Raw genomic sequence first — 19975 nt, forward strand, 5'->3', positions numbered from 1 at the left:
CTGTATCGCTAACAAGGGAAGACCTGCTGGCCGCCGCCGCGGCCAGCGCGAGCACGGCGCGGCCCCGCGCCTGCTGGCCATGCGGGGCCGGATGGACACTTCATCTGCTTACTTGCCCCGCTTGTTTGCCCCGCTCGCTTACCCGCTTATTTGCTGCGGTCGGCGATCTCGTTGCCGACATAGCCGCCGCCGATGATACCGGCCAGGGTTGCCAGTTTCTTGCCATTGCCGTCGCCGATCTGGTTGCCGATCAGGCCGCCAACCACGGCGCCGGTACCGATGGCCACATAGTTCGGCTTGCTTTCCTGCGCAACCGGGGCAGGGGCGTACACCGGCTGCTGCTGCTGCTGCTGTTGCGCCTCGCTGCGAACCGGTGCCTTGTGCACGACCTTGCGCGGTGCGGGTTCGCGGTACACGATTTCCCGCACGACGACGCGTTCCGGCGCGGCCTGCGAACGCACAGCCGGGGCCGGCTCCGGGTTGACTGCCGGCTGCTGCAGCGCTTGCGGTGCGAGCGGTTGCGCGGTTGGCTGTGCCGCTGCCAGCTGCTGCGCCGACACGCCTGCTGGAAGGATTTGCGCGGCCGGTTCGGCTTTGCTGGATGGCAGGGCGCCGGTCAGGGCGGCGATACCGGTGGCGCTCAAGGCGATCACCGATACGGCTGCGGCGGCAAACAGCGGGTGGATACGGCTTGCGGTAGCGATTTTTTCCATGATCTTTTCTCCTCATGGCCAATGATTGGCCGGCAGAGGTAGATTAAGCGTTGAGGCGAGTACAGGCTACATCGTGACCTGTATCACTCGTTACCACTTGTAAGGCAGAGCGGCAGTCATACCAGCGAGTTGCACCGCAGGATCATGGCTGGAAAAGGCACATTCCGGCCACGCCTGGCGAAAGGCCTGGCGTGCCAGCGACCTGCTATGCTGAGCCGAACGGGCAGGCCAGGCCTGCGACAGTCATTGGCGTGGACTACCGCGCGCCCCAAAACGGAGAGTGTGAATGAGTGCTACAGAAAAAAACATGGTTGCCGAGCTGGTGTTCGAGCTGGGCAAGGTAACAAGACATGCAATCGATCGCCTGGACGCCGGCGAGCAGCCGATCAATCTGACGAAAATCGCCAATGACTTGCTGGAAGCAGGGGATGAGAAAGTTGCCAACGACTTGCTCCTGCTGTTCGTGGCGGGGTTCGAGGAGGGCGATCCTCCTGAGCGACGGACCGATCCGGAAAGCCGCTTGTAGTCAGATCACGCGTTTTCTGCTTCCGCTATCGCTGCGGAAGCAGGTGTCGATGAGGTCTCCGCATCACCGCATCCGCCGCACCAGCCGTAGCCACCACGTGCGCCCCATCGCGGCTCTGCCAAAAGTACACTGTCCCCATCCACCTTTTCGATGCAGAGTGGCACATCATCAACCGCCAACGGAGACCTTCATGCGGGCACAACGACTCGACTTCATGGGCGCGCACGGCACCAGCCTGGCCGCGCGCCTCGACGCGCCGGACAGCCCGGCGCGGGCCTACGCACTGTTCGCCCACTGCTTCACATGCGGCAAGGATGTGTTTGCCGCCAGCCGCATCGCCCAGGCGCTGACCGAGCATGGCATCGCCGTGCTGCGCTTCGACTTCACGGGGCTGGGCGCCAGCGAAGGCGAATTCGCCAACACGAATTTCTCGTCGAACGTGGAAGACCTGCTGGCCGCCGCCGGCTACCTGCGCGAGAACTTCGCGGCACCGCGGCTGCTGATCGGCCACAGCCTGGGCGGCGCGGCCACGCTGGCGGTGGCCGGCCTGGTGCCGGAAGCGCAGGCCGTGGTGACGATCGCCGCGCCCAGCGATCCGTCGCACGTCACGCACCTGTTCCGAGACCACATCGACACCATCACGGCGGAAGGGGAGGCCGAAGTGCAGCTGGCGGGGCGGCCGTTCCGCATCCGCAAGCAGTTCCTCGACGACGTGGCCGAACAGAAGCTGAAGGAAAAGATCGGCGTGCTGAGGAAGGCCCTGCTGGTGATGCATGCACCGGGCGACACCACGGTCGGCATCGAGAACGCGATGAACATCTTCATCGCGGCAAAGCATCCGAAGAGCTATATTTCCCTCGATACGGCCGATCACCTGCTCGCGAAACGCGACGATGCAACTTACGTGGCGAACCTGATCGCCGCGTGGAGCGAACGTTATCTGAAAGACTGAACCTTCACGAGGTGTGTCGTATCGGAAGGTAAAGCATTTTGCGCGGGCGTCGTCGATCGCTGGGAAAACCGGTGTCCGACACCAAAGAGCCGGTGTCCGACACCAAAGGCGCAAGCGCTACTGAAGCATCCTCCGCCGGTTACTGATCGAGGATCAGCCGCGCGGCTTCCACCGCATGCCTTTCTGCACGGCCGGCCGGGCACCGACGAGCGCCAGCCAGCGCTGCAGGTTCGGCTTGCCCAGCGCGTCCGCGAGCGGCTCCTGCAGGCGCTCGCTGGCGGCCATGACCCACGTGTAGCAGGCAATGTCGGCGATCGTGTAGTCGTCGCCGGCCACGTATTCGGATTTGCTTAGCTGCGTGTCGAGCACCGTCAGCAGGCGCCCGCCTTCCGTGACGAAGCGCTCCAGCGCGAACGCATCGTCCTGCTTCGAGAAAAAGCCCAGCTGGCCCAGCATCGGGCCCAGGCCGCCGATCTGCCAGTGCAGCCACTGCATGGCCTGCCAGCGCGCCGCGCCGGATGGCGCCAGGAACTTGCCGTATTTGTCCGCCAGGTAGGTGAGGATCGCGCCGCTTTCGAACAGCGACAGCGGGCCGCCGTCGGCTTCGTCATCCACGATCGCGGGGATCTTGTTGTTCGGCGACAGTTTTAAAAATTCGGACTGGAACTGCTCGCCGTTGCCGATGTCGACCGGCACGGCTTCATAGGGTACGCCCAGTTCTTCCAGCAGGATGATGGGCTTGCGGCCGTTCGGGGTGGTCCAGGTATGCAGTGTGATCATCGTGGTCTCCAGGTCGGCACACTGTAGCTTGAACGAAAAAAAGCGGGCGCACATCCCGTGAAGGAGGTGCGCCCGTCCGCGGCAGGCGAGATGCCTGCTTGCGCTTATTTACGCTTATTTACGCGGCTGCAAAATCGATTGCAGGCGGTCCGGCGTGCCCTCGATGCGCTCCAAGCGCGGGTACTTCAGGCCGTCGTGGTAGTCGAGCGGCACGGTGCGGTAATCGTTGCCCCGCCTGACCAGCAGCTCGATCGGCTTGCTGTCCTTCGTGGCCGCGGTCACGGCGGCGCGCAGCAATTCCGGCTTGTACGCGCGGCCATTGACGGCCACCAGCGTGGTATTGCCGGACAGGCCGGCCTTGAAGCCCGGGCCATCCCACACGATGGCGACGATCTTGCCGTCGCTGCCCACCGAGAAGCCCAGCGAGTACTGGAAGTTCGCGGTCTTGCTCATGTCTTCCACGCCCTTCAGGAAGTCGGTCTGCTTGTCGGTGTAGACCAGCTTCCAGCCGGCGCGGGCCAGGCCGTCCAGCGGTGCCGGGCCGGTTTCCTCGACGCGTTTTTTCAGGAACGGCGCCCAGTCGAACGCCTGTACGCCGTTCAGGGCTTTCACCACGTCGTCGAACGTGTAGTGCCTGGCCTGGATCACGCCGTTGTCGACGCCGAAGAACACGCGGGCAAAATCGTCCAGCGAGCGTTTTTCGCCCGACAGTTCGCGGATCTTCGTGTCGACATCCAGCCAGATCAGCGCGCCTTCCGAGTAATAGTCCTCGCTGCGCTGCCAGTTCGGCCAGACCTGCGGGCGGCGCTGGCTGATGATCGGATCGTTCGTCGTATCGACCACCGGGCGCCACGTGCGGCCCTGCACGTTCGCATACGTGGCCGCCATGTTGGCGATCATGTCGCGCACGCTGGCCTGCTGGGCCAGGCCGGAGCGGGCGGTCAGCACCTGGCCCCAGTACTGGGTCTGGCCTTCGTAGACCCACAGCAGGTTGTTGTCCAGCGGCGTGTTGAAGTTCGGGACGTCCTGGCCTTTCGGACGGCGGAACTTGCCGTTCCACGAGTGCGTGAATTCATGCGGCAGCAAGGTGCGCACGGCTTCCGTCTTGTTCCACTCGGTGAAGTAGTTGGCCTTCACGCCGTTTTCGCTGGACTGGTGGTGCTCGCGGCCCACGCCGCCGAATTCGTCCGACAGCGCGAACAGGAAATCGTAGTGCGCGTAGTGCTGCGAATCGAACAGTTTATAGGCCTGCTTCACCATCTCGCGGTGCGGCGCGATCTGTTCGGGTTTTGCCTCCAGCGCTTCCGGCGAATCGGCCACGATGTTCAGGCGCACCGGCAGTTTCGCGCCCGGGTCCAGGTCGATCTGCTTGTAGTAGCGCCCGGCGAACAGCGGCGAATCGATGAACGTTTCCAGGTCGGTGGCCTTGAACTTCACCTCGTCGCCCTGGCGCGACGCCGTTTCCAGCGCGGTACCGTACTGCCAGCCGGCGGGCAGGGTCAGCGTGGTCTGGATCGGAATCCGGCGCACGTGGTAGCCGGCCGGGTACATCGTCATCGACTGCCACTGGATGCCGAGGATGTCCGGCGTCATCGCGATGCGGCCCTGGCCGGTTTCGTTCGGCGACAGGTGCTGGTACTCCACGTCGAGCGTCTTCGCGCCCTGCGGCACGTCGATCTGGAACGCAAACACGTTCAGCGGATCGCGCTTCCATGCCACCGGCTTGCCGTTCGCCGAGACCTTCAGGCCGGCGAGCTGGTGCAGCGCGCCCGTCGGCCCGTGCTGGGCCGTCACCCATTGCGGATACAGCAATGTCAGCTTGCCCGGTTTCACGGGGATCGACTGCTGGATGCGGAAGATGTTGCGGGCGGTGTCGGAAGCATCGATCTTCATCTGGATCGTGCCGGGGTAGGGCTGGTCCACCGAAGGGGGCAGCGCGGCGGCGCTGGCGGAACTGGCGAATACGGCGGAGGCAAACAGCGCTGGCAGGATCGCTGCGCGCAGGGGCAATGGCAGGGTCATCGGCTTATGGTCAGGGTTGAGAGCACGGTAGATGCGTGGTAGATGCAAGCGGGCGAGTGTAGCACGCAGGAAACGTGAAAATGTTTCAAAAGGTAAAACGAAAAATTTTCAAAAAGTGCCCCTTGAAACTAATTTGGGTCGCCGTATATTGGGTACATCGGTCGCCCAGCAGGGGGCCGACGGGAGCCGGAACGAGAACCATCCGGCTCGATATCGCTTAACCTTGAAAGGATATCCATCATGCGTACTTTTGACCTGACTCCGCTGTACCGTACCGCTATCGGCTTCGACCGCCTGGCCCAGATGCTGAACAGCGCTGACACCCAGCCCAGCTATCCCCCGTATAACATCGAACTCGTGTCCGAGGACCAGTACCGCATCGTGATGGCACTGGCCGGCTTCGACCGTTCGGAAATCGACATCACCAGCGAGCGCGACACGCTGCACATCGTCGGCCGCAAGCAGAAGGATGGTGTCGAACGCACTTACCTGCACCGCGGCATCGCGGCACGCGATTTCGAGCAGCGCTTCCAGCTGGCCAACCACGTGAAGGTCACCGGCGCCTCGTTCCAGAACGGCATGCTGACGATCGACCTGGTGCGCGAAGTGCCCGAGGCGCTGAAGCCCCGCAAGATCGAGATCGGCGGCAGCGCCGACAGCGCGCCCGCGATCGAGCAGTCGCGCGCCGCGGCTTGATGCGCTGAGGCGGCCCGCCATCACGGCGGGCCTGGCGGGCCGCGCGCCCGCCCGAAAAATTCGTTGGAAACCAACCTTGTACCCGCGGTTGCCCGCATGGGGGCCGCACCCGATATCGCTTATTGAAAGGATACATCATGCGTACTTTTGACCTGACTCCCCTGTACCGTACCGCCATCGGCATCGACCGCCTGGCCAACCAGCTGAACGCCGCCGAAGTGCCCACCTATCCGCCCTACAACGTGGAGCTGGTGGCCGAGGACAAATACCGCATCGTGATGGCGCTGGCCGGCTTCGACCGTTCCGAGCTGGACATCAACACCGAGCGCGATTCGCTGGTGATCACCGGCCGCAAGCAGAAGGATGCGGTGGAACGCACGTTCCTGCATCGCGGCATCGCCGCCCGCGACTTCGAGCAGCGCTTCCAGCTGGCCGACCACGTGAAGGTCACCGGCGCCGGGTTCGACAACGGCATGCTGACGATCGACCTGGTGCGCGAGGTGCCGGAAGCCTACCGGCCGCGCAAGATCGCGATCGATGGCGTGACCAATGAAGCCGCTTCGAACGTGACCGCGCTGGAACAGAAGCGCGACGCCGCGTAATTTGCAGAGCTTGCGGGCCCCGGCCCGCCTTCGAGGTAGTAAAACGTAGCAAAAGGCCGGGGTAACCCGGCCTTTTGCATTGCATGCCGTTGTCGAGGCCACGGTCGCCAAGTCATCAGGAGCGGTCAGGGCAAGGCGCGGCGCCGCAGACAGTGCCGATTGCACGGCAAGGCGCCGCAACGCAGCCATGGCCGCCTCCTGATGGCTTGGTTAAGGGCGGTATAAGATGAAAGAAGCATATTGCTACCATCGAATTCAGAACCAATGGGGAGTACAGAAATGAGCAAGGACAAGGTCTTGAACATGAAACGCCTGGTCCTGGCCCTGTGCGCGGTGGGCGTACTGGGCGCAGGCGCGGCAATCGCGGTCCAGGGCAACCACGACGCTTCGGCCCCTGCCACCCAGGTGGGCGCCGCCGCGGCGCCGGCCGTGCCGGCCAATGCCGCCGCGGGCGCTCCGGCACCGACGCCGGCGCCGATGATCGCGCTGCCGGACTTTTCCGTGGTCGCCGCGCGCAATGGCCCGGCCGTCGTCAACATCAGCACCACCGGCAGCGTCAGGACCAATTACGACAACCGCGGCGAGCCGTTCGCCGACGATCCGTTCTTTGAATTCTTCCGCCGCTTCCAGGGGCCGCAAGGCGCGCCGCGTGGCGGCCAGGCCCCCAGCCATGGCGTGGGTTCCGGCTTCATCGTCAGCGCCGACGGCCTGATCATGACCAATGCCCACGTGGTGCGCGATGCCAGCGAAGTGACCGTGAAGCTGACGGACCGCCGCGAATTCCGCGCCAAGGTGCTCGGCTCCGACCCGCGCACCGACGTGGCGGTGCTGAAGATCGATGCGAAGAACCTGCCCGTGGTGCCGCTGGGCCGGTCGATGGACGTGAAAGTGGGCGAATGGGTGCTGGCCATCGGTTCTCCGTTCGGCCTGGAAAATACCGTGACGGCCGGCGTCGTCAGCGCCAAGGGCCGCGCGCTGGACGACGGCAGCGTGCCGTTCATCCAGACCGACGTGGCGGTCAATCCCGGCAACTCGGGCGGTCCGCTGTTCAACACGAAGGGTGAAGTGGTCGGCATCAATTCGCAGATCTACAGCCAGACCGGCGGCTACCAGGGCCTGTCGTTCGCGATCCCGATCGACGTGGCGCAGCGCATCCGCGACCAGATCGTCGCCACCGGCAAGGTGGTGCATGCGAAACTGGGTGTGCTGGCGCAGGAAGTGGACCAGAGCTTTGCCGATTCGTTCGACCTGCCGTCGCCGGAAGGCGCGCTGATCGTCAACGTGGAGAAGGGCAGTGCCGCCGAGCGGTCCGGCCTGAAGCCGGGCGACGTGGTGCGCGCCATCAATGGCCAGAAGATCGTTGCTTCCAGCGACCTGTCTTCCTTCGTCGCGCTGGCCAAGCCGGGCGAAAAGGTGACGCTGGACGTCTGGCGCCAAGGCAAGGCCGTGGCGCTGGCCGGCACGCTGGGCAATGCCACCGAGCGCACGCTGGCCAATGCCGGCGACGAGGACGACGGACCGGCCGCGAAGTCGCGCCTGGGCCTGGCCCTGCGCCCGCTCGACCCGCTGGAAAAACAGGCGGTCGGCCTGGCTTCCGGCCTCGTCATCGAACGTGCCGGCGGCGCGGCCGCCAGCGCCGGGTTGCAGCCGGGCGACGTGCTGCTGTCCGTGAATGGCCGGCCCGTCAGCTCGGTCGACCAGGTGCGCGACATGGTGTCGAAATCGTCGAAATCGGTGGCGCTGCTGATCCAGCGCGGCGAGGAGCGCATTTTTATTCCCGTGCGATTGGGATAAACTGCGCCGCTGGAAGATGGACCGCCGCGGCGGCCCGAGAACATGAAAGGACAATAAAAAATGCGGCTGCTGCTGGTGGAAGATGATGTGATGATCGGCGAAGTGGTGCTCGACCTGTTGCGGGCCGAGCACTATGCCGTCGACTGGGTCAAGGATGGCGCGATGGCCGACACCGCGCTGCAGACCCAGACCTACGACCTGGTGCTGCTCGACCTGGGCCTGCCGCGCAAGGACGGCCTCGAAGTGCTGCGTTCGATGCGCGCGCGCAAGGAGCTGACGCCGGTGCTGGTGGCCACGGCGCGCGACGCCGTCGAGCAGCGCATCGCCGGCCTCGATGCCGGTGCCGACGACTACGTGCTCAAGCCCTACGACCTCGATGAAATGCTGGCCCGCATCCGCGCGCTGCTGCGCCGCTCGGCGGGGCGCGCCGAACCGGTATTCGAGCACAAGGGCGTGTCGATCAATCCGCAAACGCGTGAAGTGATCGCCAACGGCGTGCAGGTCAACCTGTCGGCGCGCGAGTGGGCCGTGCTGGAAGCGCTGATCGCGCGCCCGGGCATCGTGCTGTCGCGCGCCCAGCTGGAGGAAAAACTGTACAGCTGGAAGGATGAAGTCAACAGCAATGCCGTCGAGGTGTATATCCACGGCCTGCGCAAGAAGCTGGGCGCCGAGCTGATCCAGAATGTGCGCGGCCTGGGCTACATGGTGCCGAAAGCATGAAGGTGCCGGGGGTCTCCCGCATGAAGGTCAACACGCACTCGCTGCGCGGCCGCCTGCTGTGGTTCCTGCTGGCGGCGATCACCATGGCCGCGCTGGCGCAGGCGATGATCGCCTACCGCAGCGCGCTGCACGACGCGGACCAGATCTTCGACTACCACATGCAGCAGATGGCGCTGGCGCTGCGCTCCGGCGCGCCGCTGGCGAACGCGCACAACGGCCCCAGCGCCGACCCCGGCAACGACGACATGGTGGTGCAGGTCTGGACGCCGGACGGCATCCAGGTCTTCCGTTCGATCTCCCGCGCCGAGCTGCCGCAGCGCGCGGTGCTCGGCTTTTCCAACGTGAAGGCGAAAGGCACCGTTTACCGGGTCTACTCGGTGCAGACCAGTAACCAGACGGTGCAGATCGCCCAGGACATGTCGGTGCGCAAGCGCATGGCCGGCGCGCTGGCGCTGCGCACGGTCGGCCCGATCGCGCTGATGGCGCCGATGCTGATGCTGGTGGTGTGGTGGGTCGTCAGCGGTTCGCTGGCGCCGGTGGCGCGCGTGCGGCGGCAGGTGGCGTCGCGCCAGGCCGAAGACCTGTCGCCCGTTTCCGAGGCCGACCTGCCCGATGAAGTGAAACCGCTGGTGCACGAGCTGAACCTGCTGTTCGGCCGCGTGCGCACCGCGTTCGACGCCCAGCAGCACTTCGTCGCCGATGCGGCCCACGAACTGCGCTCGCCGCTGGCGGCCCTGAAGCTGCAGGTACTGAGCCTGGACCGCGCCGAGGATGTCGATGCCCGCAAGCTGGCCATCGCGCGGCTGACGGCCGGCATCGAACGGGCCACCCGGCTGGTCGAACAGCTGCTGGTGCTGGCGCGGCAGGAGGCGGCCGAGAAGAAGCTGGACCCGGTCGACCTGGCCGAACTGGCACGGCGCACGCTGGGCGACATGGTGGGTGCCGCGCAGGCGCGCGAGATCGACCTGGGCATCCACGAAGTGGCCGAAGCCACCGTGCAGGGCCAGGCCGATGCGCTGCGCGTGCTGCTGCGTAACCTGGTCGACAACGCGATCAAATACACGCCCTCCGGCGGCACCGTCGACGTGTCGGTGCGGCATACCGCCGGCGGCGCCGCCGAGCTGGTGGTCGAGGACAGCGGCCCCGGCATCTCGCCGGAAGAACGCGAGCGCGTGTTCAGCCGTTTCTACCGCGTGCCCGGCAGTACCGCGACCGGCAGCGGCCTGGGGCTGGCCATCATCAAGGCGATCGCCGAACGGCACGGCGCCACGCTGGCGCTGGACGCCTCCGCGCGGCTGGGCGGCCTGCTGGTGCGGGTGACGTTCCCCGATGCGAAGCCCGCGGCCACGAAAGCCCCCCTCGCCAAGACCGCCGCCTGAACGGCAAAACCGGTGACAGGCTCCGGTTTTTTGGAAATGTTTCTCCAAAACGGGAGCCTGTCACCGGCTGTTTTGAAACTTTCGTGCTTGGCGCTGGGCTAGAATGCCCGTCATGACAGACAGCCAACAGGGCGGGTGCATGAAAAGAATCGGTTTCTCGGGCACGCTGGACCCGATCACCAACGGCCATATGTGGGTGATCGGCGAGGCCCGTTCGATCGCGGATGAAGTGATCGTCTTCCTGTCGCAGAATTCCACCAAGCAGCCGCGCTTCTCGGCCGAGGAACGGCGCGCGATCGTGCTGGAGAGCTGCGCCGAACGGCAGTGGGACAATGTGCAGGTGCTGATCGTGAAGAGCGACTACACCGCGCGCGTGGCGCGCAAGCACGGCGTCGACTACCTGATCCGCGGCATCCGCACCACCGCCGATTTCGATTACGAAAACCTGATCCAGCAAACCAACGTGGAAGTGATCGGCGGCGCCAAGACGCTGTTCGTGATGCCGCCGCGCGACCTGGGCTCGGTCAGCTCCAGCTTCGTCAAGGCGCTGGAAGGCCCGGTGGGCTGGAACTGGACGACCAAGAAATTCGTGCCGGCGCCGGCCTACCGCGCGTGGATCACGAGCTGGCTGCACAAGGAATGGCAGGCGCTGTTCCAGGGCGACGCGGCGCAGGCCTGGTTCGCCAGGCTGACCGGTGCCGATGCCTATGGCGGCGCCACGCGCCACTACCACAACCTCGACCACCTGGTGCACGGCCTGGCCGAGATCCGCGCGTGGGCCGCCAACACCGACGCCGCCCCGCGCGACGCCGACCTGGTACGCGCCGCATTCTGGTTCCACGACGCGCACTATGGCCATGGGCCGGCGGCAGTCTCGGACGAGGAAGCCAGCGCGCAGCTGTGGCTCGGCAGCGGCCTGGAACCGGATGCCGGCCGGGCCGCCGAAGTGGCCACGCTGATCCGCGCCACCGATCACCTGCAGGGCGGCCACGTGGCCCATCCGCTGAAGGAAATCCTGCTGGGCGTGGACCTGGCGATCCTCGGCCAGGACGAAGAGGTGTACAGCCACTACGCACGCGGCATCCGCGCCGAATACGGCCACGTGCCGGACGAGCGCTATGCCGAGCAGCGCACCCGCGTGCTCGAACACCTGCGCGGCAAGGCATATGCGGGTACGCTGTATGCCGACCCATGGTTCGCCGAGCAGTACAACGAGCCGGCGATCGTCAACATGACGCGGGAACTGGCCCAGACAGCGTGATTTTCGAGCGAACCCGCAGGGCGCGGCAACCCTGCGCGCCCGGTTCGCCGGCTGTGCCACCATGCCATTTTCCAGGCATCGGGAGCGCCGCATGACACACGTGGTATTGATCGGCGATTCGGTATTCGATAACGCACGGTACGTTCCGAAGGGAACCGAGGTGCAGGCCCAGTTGCGGCAGCGCCTCGGCGCCGTGCACCGGGTGTCGCTGCTGGCGCAGGACGGCGCGGTGCTGGCGAACGTGCCGGCCCAGCTGCGCGGCATCAAAGGCTTGCCCCAGGCGCCGAACCAGCTCGTCGTCAGCTGTGGCGGCAACAATGCGCTCCGCCTGGTCTCGGCGATGCAAACGCCGGCGCGCACCGTGCTGGCCGCGGCCGAGCTGCTGACCGCATGGCAGGCGGAGTTTCGCCGCGAGTACCTGGCCATGCTCGACGCCTTGCGCGGGCAGGGCACGCCGTTCGTCGTGTCGACGATCTACGATGGCGTCCCCGGGCTCGCTCCCGGGCTGCGCGGCGCGCTGTCCTTCTTTAATGACGTGATCATCCGGGAAGCGGTAATGCGCCGTGTTCCCGTGCTCGACATGCGCCTGGTCTGCTCGAAGCCGGCCGATTATTCGAGCACCTCGCCGATCGAACCGTCCGCGGAAGGAGGGCGGAAGATCGCGGCCGCCATCGCGGAAATAGCCCTCGGCCACGATCCGTGCACGTTGCGTACCGTGATCTACGGGGGCGGTGTGGTCTAGACCCGGCAGCCATGCCCGCAACAGCAACCTGTCACATCGGCGCCAGGCAGACCAGCTTGCACTCCTGCTGCGACGCGACCAGCAGCGTCGTCTGCAGGAACCGCAGCATGCCGTCCGCAGGGTGCTTGAACGTGCGTTCTCCGCCTTCGCGATGGAGCACAGCCTGCTCTTTCCAGCAGCGCGAGAAGAGCGGGCTGTTCGCCGACAGGTCGTCGATCAGTTCCAACATGGCCGGCTCGTGCGGGCAGCGGCTGAAATCGGCGCGAAACTCGGCCACCAGGCGCCGCGACCGCTCCGGCCAGTCGGCGATCAATGCCTGGGCAAGGGGCGCCAGGAAGACGAATCGCATCAGGTTGCGGTCCCCGGCTTCGTCGTCCAGCCAGCCGCTGAACAGCCGGGCCGCGGCAGGATTCCAGGCGCGCACGGTCCATGTCCGGTCGAGCAGGTAGGCCGGGCCGGTGAACAGCGATGGCAGGGCGAGAAGGTCGCCAGGCAGGCCGGCTTGCGACTTGGCGGGGGCGGGATCGCGCTTCTGCGCCAGGTCGAACATCGACGCGCGTTCGGCCGAAGTGAGCCGCAAGGCATCGGCCAGGCGGGCCAGCGCGGCGGCGGACGCGGCGACCTCGCGCCCCTGTTCCAGCCACGTGATCCAGGTAGCGCTGACGCCGGCCGCGTCGGCCAGTTCTTCGCGCCGCAGGCCGGGCGTGCGGCGCCGCCCGAATGCCTTGGCCGGTGGCGGCAGGCGCTCGCGGTGGGCCCGAATGAAGGCGCCGAGAAGGCGGCGGGGATCCGGCTGGTGAGCGGTAGCTGGATTCGTAGCGGAATTCGTGGAGGGATGCGTGGCGGGCAGGTTCATGACGCTCCGGCTGCGTGGCAGCATTTATACCAGGATAAATAGCCATCTTGTACCAGTTAAAGGACCTGCACACAATGGCCTTCCATCCCTTCCTTCAGGAGTCCGGTCATGAGCGTCCCCAGCCACAATGAAAACGTCAACAGCCAGTTCGGTCCGCAGGCGCACGCCTATCTCGCCAGCGCGGTCCATGCGCAAGGCGAAGACCTGGAACGGATGGCCAGCCTCGTCGGCAGGCGTCCGGATGCGGTCGCGCTGGACCTGGGCTGCGGCGGCGGGCATGCCGCCTTTCGCCTGGCGCCGCTGGTAGGGAAGGTGGTCGCCTGCGATCTTTCCGAGGCGATGCTGGCCGTAGTGGACGGGGAAGCCGGCCGTCGCGGGCTGGATAACGTCGTGACCAAATGCAGTGCGGCGGAGTCGCTGCCCTGTCCTGCGGCTTCCTTCGATGTGGCTGTCACCCGGTACAGTGCCCATCACTGGCGCGACGTTCCCGCCGGCCTCGCGCAGATGCACCGGGTATTGAAGCCGGGCGGCCTGGCCATCTTGATGGATGTCGCCACGCCCGGCGTGCCGTTGCTGGACACGTGGCTGCAAAGCCTCGAACTGCTGCGCGACCCGTCGCACGTTCGCAATACATCGCCGGACGAGTGGCGTGCCGCGCTGGCGGCAGCGGGATTTTCCGTTGGCGAGACCGCCAGGTACCGCCTGCGCCTGGAATTTGCCTCCTGGGTCGAACGGATGAAGACCCCGCCAGCGCACGTGGCGGCCATCCGCTCCCTGCAGCAGCGCGCGCCAGCCGAGGTGCGCGACTACTTCGCCATCGAGGAAGACGGCAGTTTCACGGTCGACACGATCCTGCTCGCTGCCAAAAAGCGTTGAAAAAACCGGTGACAGGAAGGAGAGGTGGCCTGCAGGCCACCTCCGCTGCGCAGGCGAGGAGCGATGCTCCTCGAAGTCCCTGCTACGCCACCGGTTTTCAGAACTTCACATGCAGCCGTGCGAAGTACGACGTGCCGTTCAGGCCGAACTGCACGCTGTCGTACTTGAAGCCGTTGTCGGTTTCGTCGGCGTTCTGCGGCGTCGGCTTGGCGCTGAAGATGTTGTTGGCGCCTGCGGTGAACTTGATGTTCTGGTTCACGCTGTAGCTCAGCGACAGGTCGGCCGACGTCTTCGCCTCGTAATGCAGGTTCGGCACGCCGGCGGCGGTGCCGCTGAAGGTGCCCAGCGTCTGCGGGCCGAAGTGGATGATCTTGAAGTCCGTATCCAGCGGGCCGGTCACGTAGTTGAAGCCCAGCGTGGCCTTGCGGCGCGGGCCGCCCTGTTCGATGAACAGCCGTTCGCGTTCGGACAGCAACACGTCTTCGAACCCGGCCAGCGATGCGGGCGCGTGGATGTCTTCCACCGTCGTCTTCGAGAAATTGGCCGCCAGGAAGGTGGTCAGGCGGTTGCCGAACAGCGTGCCGCGGTGCGACGCGGTCAGGTCCAGGCCCTGCGTCTTCGTGTCCACCGAGTTGACGAAGAACTGTGCCTGGCCCACGCCCAGCGTCGACAGCCGCGCCGCCAGTTCCGGGTAGTTGTCGGCATCGAAGCGGCCGGACAGGACGATGCGGTCCTTGATCTTGATGTGGTACAGGTCGGCCGTGACGGAGATCGCCGGCGTCGGCGTCCACGTCGTGCCCAGCGTGAAGCTGGTCGATTTCTCTTCCTTCAGGTTCGGGATGCCGGCCAGCCGGGCGACGGCGCCGCCGTTCGGCGCCAGCACCACGTCGGTCGGCACGCCGCCGATGAAGTCGGTGAAGGTGGACGAGAAGAATGCCTGCTGCAGCGACGGGGCGCGGAAACCCGTGCTGGCCGAGGCGCGCAGCAGGGCGGCCGGCGCCACGCGGTAGCTGCCGGCCAGCTTGCCGGTCACGGTGGAGCCGAAGTCGCTGTATTTTTCCCAGCGCACCGCGCCCTGCACCTTGGCCGCGTCGGTGAGATCGGCTTCCATGTCGAGGTAGGCGGCGGTGCTGTGGCGGCGCGCGTTCGTCACGTCGCCGGGCTGGAAGCCGGGGAAGCCCTGGCTGCCGGCATTGCCGCCGTTGCCCAGGCCGTCGGCGTCCACGTAGGAACCCGGTTCGCCGGCGAAGATCTTGTATTTTTCCACGCGGTACTCGGCGCCGAAGGCCACGTTCAGACCCTTGCCGAGCACGCCGTCGAAGTAGCGCGCGAAGTCCGCATTGGTGGTCCACTGCTCGAACGAGAAACCGCCCGCGTCGAAATGATCCGGGCTGATGCCCTGGCCGCCGGCCAGCAGGTCGGCATTGGCGATCGACGCGTTCAGCGTGTTGCTGATGTCGTACATCAGGCGGTTGTAGCCGTAGGTCTGCGAGATATCGGCATTCCATTCGCCCAGGCGGGCGCGGTGGCCGAGGATCGCGGTGCGGTCATCCATGTCGCCATTGATGAAGGGCACGAAGCCGTCCGGGTACATCGCCGCCGAATTGCGGCTCGGGATATCGTCGGTACCCACGCCGCCGCGGCCGAAGGCGGCGGACGAGGCGTCGCGCTTCTGCACGCCGCCGGTGAAGTAGAACCGGCCCGTGCCGCCGGCCACGCCGGTGGGGATTTCGCCGTTGACGTACAGCGTCTGGTTCTCGGTCTTCGAGTCGCCGATGATGCGCGGGTTGTCCGGCTCGGAACGGTCGGAACGGCCGCGGTCCAGGTATTCGGCGGTGATGCCGACCACGCCGCCGCCCAGCGCGATGCCGCAATAGGCCGAGGCCAGCCAGTTCTCGCCGTCGCCGGCCGAGTACTGGCCATAGCCGGTGACCGCTTCGCAGCCCAGGCTTTTCTTCAGGCCGATGTCCATCACGCCGGCGATCGCGTCGGAGCCGTATTGCGCGGCGGCGCCGTCGCGCAGCACCTGCACGTCGCGGATCGCCAGCATCGGAATCGCATTCAGGTCGGTGCCCGTGTTGCCGCGATTGCGCGCGCCGAACAGGTTGACCAGCGACGACGTGTGGCGGCGCTTGCCGTTTACCAGCACCAGCGTCTGGTCCGAGCCCAGGCCGCGCAGCGCGGCCGAATCGACCAGGTCGGCGCCGTCCGCGCCCGACTGGCGGGTGGAGTTGAACGATGGCGAGATATTGGTCAGTGTCTGCGACAAGTCGAACTGGCCGCCTTTCTCGGCGGCGGCGGTCAGCGGGATCACGTCGATCGGCACCACGGTGTCGGTGGCGGAACTGGTGGCGCGGCGCGAACCGACGATGCTCACGGTCTGCATCTGCTGCGGCGTGGCGACCTGCACCGGCTCCGATGCCGGCTGTGCCTGGGCCAGTGCCGCAGGCGCGAAGACGAGGGCGGAAGATCCGTACAGGGCGGACAGGACGGCAAGACGTAGCGTGGACAAGGGTTTCTCCGAAACAGGTAAAGGGGCGATTCTATCGGCCTGTCAACGAATCAACTATGAGCACTTCCCCAAGTGTGACAATTTTGCAAATCGCACTGCTTTAGTGTCGCGTTTCGGTGAATTTCTGGTATGGCGAATGAGTGGCGTGCGGCGGAGAGAAGCGGACCGCAGAGTATAATGCTGTATGTTTATACAGTATTAACACCCTGATGCCCGCCGCCACGCCACCGATCGGACTGCCGCCCTACGCGGAGCTGTTCTGCATGACGAATTTCTCGTTCCTGCAGGGCGCCTCGCACGCCGAGGAACTGGTGGCCCGGGCGATCCAGCTCGACTACACGGCGCTGGCGATCACGGACGAGTGCTCGCTGGCCGGCGTGGTGCGTGCCCATGGCGAGGCAAAACAGGCAGGCTGGAGCAGCGGCGATCGACAGCGCCTGCTGGTCGGCAGCTGGTTCCGGCTGACCGGCCAGGATGGCGGCGAAGCGCTGTCGCTGCTCGCCATCGCGCAAAACCGCAACGGCTACGGCAACCTGTCCGAAACGATCACGCTGGGCCGCACGCGCGCCGCCAAGGGCGAGTACCTGCTGCGGCCGGACGACTTCGCGGCGCCGCCGCCCGAACGCGCGCACCTGCGCGGCCTGCCCGATTGCCTGCTGGTCCTGCTGCCGTCGTATCCCGTGTGGGAACCGGCGGACGTGGACCGGCTGCATGCGCAGGCGGCCTGGATGGCCGCCACGTTCGGCGCGCGCGCCTGGCTCGGCCTCACGCTGCTGCAGCGCGCGTTCGACGAAGGCCACCGGCAAAGCATCGAGGAAGTGGCGGCGCAGCACCGGCTGCCGGTCGTGGCGGCGGGGCAGGTCTGCATGCACGTGCGCTCGCGCAAGCCGCTGCACGACACGCTGTCGGCGATCCGCCTCGGCAAGCCGGTGGCCGAATGCGGCTATGCGCTGGCGCAGAACGCCGAACAGCACCTGCGTTCGCGCCTGCGGCTGGCCAACGTCTACCCGCGCGAGGCGCTGGAGGAAACGGTGCACATCGCCGCGCGCTGCACGTTCTCGCTGGACGAGCTACGCTACGAATATCCGAACGAGCTGATACCGGCAGGGCACACCCCCGCCTCCTACCTGCGGCAGGAAACCTATGCCGGCGCGCTGGTACGCTACCCCGACGGCATTCCAGCCAAGGTGCAGAAGCAGGTCGAGGAAGAACTGGAACTGGTCGCCGAACTGAAGTACGAGTATTTTTTCCTCACCGTGTACGACATCGTGCGCTTCGCCCGCCAGCAGGAAATCCTGTGCCAGGGCCGCGGCTCGGCGGCCAACTCCGCCGTGTGCTACTGCCTCGGCATCACCGAGGTCAATCCGGCCGAGAGCACGCTGCTGATGGGGCGCTTCATTTCGCGCGAGCGCGACGAACCGCCGGACATCGACGTCGACTTCGAGCACCAGCGCCGCGAGGAAGTAATCCAGTACATCTACGGGAAGTATGGGCGCCACCGTGCCGCGCTGGCCGCCACTGTGATCTGCTACCGGCCGAAAAGCGCGCTGCGCGACGCCGGCAAGGCGCTTGGCGTGGACCTGGCCATCGTCGAGAAGGTGGCCAAGTCGCACCACTGGTTCGACAGCAAGCACGAACTGCTGAACCGCTTCGCCGAATGCGGGCTCGATCCGGAGGCGCCGCTGGCCAACCAGTGGGCCAGCCTGGCGCAGAAGATGCTGGGCTTTCCGCGCCACCTGTCGCAGCACGTGGGCGGCTTCGTCATCGCCCAGGACAAGCTGTCGCGCCTGGTGCCGATCGAGAACGCCACGATGAAGGACCGCAGCGTGATCCAGTGGGACAAGGACGACCTGGAAGAACTGGGCCTGCTGAAGGTGGACGTGCTGGCGCTGGGCATGCTGTCGGCACTGCGGCGCGCGCTGAACCTGATCGGCGCGCGCCGCGGCGTGGAGTTCCGCATGCAGGACGTGCCGCGCGACGACGCCGCCACCTACGACATGATGTGCGAAGCCGATACGGTGGGCGTGTTCCAGATCGAGTCGCGCGCGCAGATGACGATGCTGCCGCGGCTGCGCCCGCGCCGCTTCTATGACCTGGTGATCGAGGTGGCGCTGGTGCGGCCCGGCCCGATCCAGGGCGGCATGGTGCACCCCTACCTGCAGCGCCGCCTCGATCCCACGCTGATCGATTACCCGGAAGGGTTGAAGGAGGCGCTGGAACGCACGCTGGGCGTGCCGATCTTCCAGGAGCAGGTGATGCAGGTGGCCATGATCGCCGCCGGCTTCTCGCAGGGCGAGGCGGACCAGTTGCGCCGCGCGATGGCGGCCTGGAAGCGCAAGGGCGGCATGGACAAGTACCGCGGCCGCATCATCGAAGGCATGACGGACAAGGGCTACGACATCGAGTTCGCGCACCGCATCTGCGAGCAGATCCAGGGCTTCGGCGAATATGGTTTTCCCGAATCGCATGCGGCCAGTTTCGCCCTGCTGACCTACGTGAGCTCGTGGATCAAGTGCCACGAGCCGGCCGCCTTCCTGTGTGCGCTGCTGAACAGCCAGCCGATGGGGTTCTATGGCCCGTCGCAGCTGGTGCAGGACGCCAGGCGGCATGGCGTGGAAGTGCGGCCGGTCGACATCGCCGTCAGCGGCTGGGATTCGGCGCTGGAAGAAAGAGAGGAGGGCGGGCAGCCTGCCGTGCATGATGGGAGAGCGCACGGCGAGCAGCCTGCCGTGCATGATGGAAGGGCGCACGGCGAGCAGCCTGCCGTGCATGATGGAAGGGCGCACGGCGAGCAGCCTGCCGTGCGGTTGGGCATGTCGCTGCTGCGCGGCATGCGGCTCGAGGCGGCGGAACGGATCGAGCAGACGCGCGCGCTGCGGCCCTTTGCCGACGTGGCCGACCTGGCGCGCCGCGCGCAGCTGGATCGCCATGACCTGCAGGTGCTGGCCGGCGCCAATGCGCTTGCCAGCCTGGCCGGCAACCGCCGGCAGGCATTGTGGGAAGCGGTGGGCGCGGTGCCGGACAAGGACCTGCTGCGCCCCACCCAGGCCATCGAGGAAACCCCGGCGCTGCGCGCGCCCAGCGAAGGCGACGACATCGTCGGCGACTACCGCTCGCACGGGCTGACGCTGGGCCGGCATCCGCTGGCGCTGCTGCGTCCGCAACTGCTGCAGAAGCGCTTCCTGCCGGCCGACGTCCTGAATACCTTCGCCGACGGCCAGCTGGCGCGCGGCGCCGGCATCGTTACCGTGCGCCAGCGGCCCGGTACCGCCAAAGGCGTGCTGTTCATCACGATCGAAGATGAAACGGGCAACGTCAACGTGATCGTCTGGCCCGACCTCGTCGACCGCTTCCGGCGCGAGGTGCTGGGCGCCTCGCTGCTGGGCGTGTACGGTGTGTGGCAGCAGGAGGGCATCGTGCGGCACCTCGTTGCCAAGCGGCTGGTGGACCTGTCGCCGATGCTGGGAAGCCTGCCGACGTCCAGCCGTGACTTCTGTTGAGCAGTGATTGGGGTAGCATGGCGGCACGCTGCCAACACCATCAT

General features: G+C 66.3%; 16 protein-coding genes. 11 read left to right on the forward strand and 5 right to left on the reverse strand.

What is annotated here, in order from left to right; genetic code table 11:
- Positions 1–146: 146 nt before the first annotated feature.
- Positions 147–713 (reverse strand): glycine zipper 2TM domain-containing protein, encoded by a 567-nt coding sequence (locus FHS02_RS25400; RefSeq protein WP_137314212.1) that lies wholly within the window; start codon positions 711–713, stop codon positions 147–149.
- Between the two features lie 286 nt (positions 714–999).
- Here FHS02_RS25400 and FHS02_RS25405 point away from each other — a divergent pair, with 286 nt between their 5' ends.
- Positions 1000–1239 carry a hypothetical protein gene (locus FHS02_RS25405; RefSeq protein WP_229422688.1) on the forward strand — a complete coding sequence of 80 codons (240 nt, stop codon included), beginning with the start codon at positions 1000–1002 and terminating at the stop codon, positions 1237–1239.
- Between the two features lie 190 nt (positions 1240–1429).
- On the forward strand, positions 1430–2191 hold the full coding sequence (locus FHS02_RS25410; protein ID WP_137314211.1) for an alpha/beta hydrolase family protein: 762 nt from the start codon (positions 1430–1432) through the stop codon (positions 2189–2191).
- A gap of 153 nt (positions 2192–2344) precedes the next feature.
- Here FHS02_RS25410 and FHS02_RS25415 read toward each other — a convergent pair whose 3' ends face one another.
- Entirely contained in the window at positions 2345–2971 is a 627-nt protein-coding gene (locus FHS02_RS25415) for a glutathione S-transferase family protein (protein ID WP_137314210.1), read from the reverse strand.
- A gap of 114 nt (positions 2972–3085) precedes the next feature.
- Positions 3086–4993: a M61 family metallopeptidase gene (locus FHS02_RS25420; RefSeq protein WP_137314209.1), complete on the reverse strand. Its 1908-nt coding sequence runs from the start codon at positions 4991–4993 to the stop codon at positions 3086–3088.
- Positions 4994–5233: 240 nt separating this feature from the next.
- On the opposite strand from FHS02_RS25420, the gene FHS02_RS25425 reads away from it, so the two are divergent.
- From FHS02_RS25425 to FHS02_RS25455, 7 genes are all read left to right on the forward strand, one after another.
- Positions 5234–5689, forward strand: coding sequence for an Hsp20 family protein (locus tag FHS02_RS25425; RefSeq protein ID WP_137314208.1), 456 nt, complete (start codon positions 5234–5236; stop codon positions 5687–5689).
- Between the two features lie 137 nt (positions 5690–5826).
- Positions 5827–6291, forward strand: a complete 465-nt coding sequence (locus FHS02_RS25430; protein WP_137314207.1) for an Hsp20 family protein — start codon at positions 5827–5829, stop codon at positions 6289–6291.
- 303 nt (positions 6292–6594) lie between these two features.
- On the forward strand, positions 6595–8085 hold the full coding sequence (locus FHS02_RS25435; protein ID WP_229422686.1) for a Do family serine endopeptidase: 1491 nt from the start codon (positions 6595–6597) through the stop codon (positions 8083–8085).
- A gap of 60 nt (positions 8086–8145) precedes the next feature.
- A complete protein-coding gene (locus FHS02_RS25440; protein ID WP_131144411.1) occupies positions 8146–8805 on the forward strand; it encodes a response regulator in 660 nt (219 codons plus the stop codon).
- Between the two features lie 20 nt (positions 8806–8825).
- Positions 8826–10184, forward strand: a complete 1359-nt coding sequence (locus tag FHS02_RS25445) for an ATP-binding protein (protein WP_137314205.1) — start codon at positions 8826–8828, stop codon at positions 10182–10184.
- Between the two features lie 139 nt (positions 10185–10323).
- Positions 10324–11445 (forward strand): pantetheine-phosphate adenylyltransferase, encoded by a 1122-nt coding sequence (gene coaD, locus FHS02_RS25450; RefSeq protein ID WP_137314204.1) that lies wholly within the window; start codon positions 10324–10326, stop codon positions 11443–11445.
- A 91-nt stretch (positions 11446–11536) separates the two neighbouring features.
- Positions 11537–12187 (forward strand): GDSL-type esterase/lipase family protein, encoded by a 651-nt coding sequence (locus FHS02_RS25455; RefSeq protein ID WP_175424815.1) that lies wholly within the window; start codon positions 11537–11539, stop codon positions 12185–12187.
- 31 nt (positions 12188–12218) lie between these two features.
- Here FHS02_RS25455 and FHS02_RS25460 read toward each other — a convergent pair whose 3' ends face one another.
- A complete protein-coding gene (locus FHS02_RS25460) occupies positions 12219–13043 on the reverse strand; it encodes a helix-turn-helix transcriptional regulator (RefSeq protein WP_137314202.1) in 825 nt (274 codons plus the stop codon).
- Between the two features lie 108 nt (positions 13044–13151).
- Here FHS02_RS25460 and FHS02_RS25465 point away from each other — a divergent pair, with 108 nt between their 5' ends.
- Positions 13152–13919, forward strand: a complete 768-nt coding sequence (locus tag FHS02_RS25465) for a class I SAM-dependent methyltransferase (protein WP_137314201.1) — start codon at positions 13152–13154, stop codon at positions 13917–13919.
- A 97-nt stretch (positions 13920–14016) separates the two neighbouring features.
- Here FHS02_RS25465 and FHS02_RS25470 read toward each other — a convergent pair whose 3' ends face one another.
- Entirely contained in the window at positions 14017–16431 is a 2415-nt protein-coding gene (locus tag FHS02_RS25470) for a TonB-dependent receptor plug domain-containing protein (protein ID WP_137314200.1), read from the reverse strand.
- Positions 16432–16640: 209 nt separating this feature from the next.
- Here FHS02_RS25470 and FHS02_RS25475 point away from each other — a divergent pair, with 209 nt between their 5' ends.
- Complete coding sequence (locus tag FHS02_RS25475; protein ID WP_137314199.1) at positions 16641–19931, forward strand: error-prone DNA polymerase; 3291 nt, start codon at positions 16641–16643, stop codon at positions 19929–19931.
- The last annotated feature ends 44 nt before the right edge of the window (positions 19932–19975 follow it).

The organism is Pseudoduganella umbonata, from assembly GCF_014192225.1.
Taxonomy (GTDB): Bacteria; Pseudomonadota; Gammaproteobacteria; order Burkholderiales; family Burkholderiaceae_D; genus Rugamonas; species Rugamonas umbonata.

Coding starts and splice junctions, on each gene's coding strand:
- FHS02_RS25400 (WP_137314212.1), bottom strand. CDS start 713: ATGGAAAAAATCGCTACCGCAAGCCGTATCCACCCGCTGTTTGCCGCC.
- FHS02_RS25405 (WP_229422688.1), top strand. CDS start 1,000: ATGAGTGCTACAGAAAAAAACATGGTTGCCGAGCTGGTGTTCGAGCTG.
- FHS02_RS25410 (WP_137314211.1), top strand. CDS start 1,430: ATGCGGGCACAACGACTCGACTTCATGGGCGCGCACGGCACCAGCCTG.
- FHS02_RS25415 (WP_137314210.1), bottom strand. CDS start 2,971: ATGATCACACTGCATACCTGGACCACCCCGAACGGCCGCAAGCCCATC.
- FHS02_RS25420 (WP_137314209.1), bottom strand. CDS start 4,993: ATGACCCTGCCATTGCCCCTGCGCGCAGCGATCCTGCCAGCGCTGTTT.
- FHS02_RS25425 (WP_137314208.1), top strand. CDS start 5,234: ATGCGTACTTTTGACCTGACTCCGCTGTACCGTACCGCTATCGGCTTC.
- FHS02_RS25430 (WP_137314207.1), top strand. CDS start 5,827: ATGCGTACTTTTGACCTGACTCCCCTGTACCGTACCGCCATCGGCATC.
- FHS02_RS25435 (WP_229422686.1), top strand. CDS start 6,595: ATGAAACGCCTGGTCCTGGCCCTGTGCGCGGTGGGCGTACTGGGCGCA.
- FHS02_RS25440 (WP_131144411.1), top strand. CDS start 8,146: ATGCGGCTGCTGCTGGTGGAAGATGATGTGATGATCGGCGAAGTGGTG.
- FHS02_RS25445 (WP_137314205.1), top strand. CDS start 8,826: ATGAAGGTCAACACGCACTCGCTGCGCGGCCGCCTGCTGTGGTTCCTG.
- coaD (WP_137314204.1), top strand. CDS start 10,324: ATGAAAAGAATCGGTTTCTCGGGCACGCTGGACCCGATCACCAACGGC.
- FHS02_RS25455 (WP_175424815.1), top strand. CDS start 11,537: ATGACACACGTGGTATTGATCGGCGATTCGGTATTCGATAACGCACGG.
- FHS02_RS25460 (WP_137314202.1), bottom strand. CDS start 13,043: ATGAACCTGCCCGCCACGCATCCCTCCACGAATTCCGCTACGAATCCA.
- FHS02_RS25465 (WP_137314201.1), top strand. CDS start 13,152: ATGAGCGTCCCCAGCCACAATGAAAACGTCAACAGCCAGTTCGGTCCG.
- FHS02_RS25475 (WP_137314199.1), top strand. CDS start 16,641: ATGCCCGCCGCCACGCCACCGATCGGACTGCCGCCCTACGCGGAGCTG.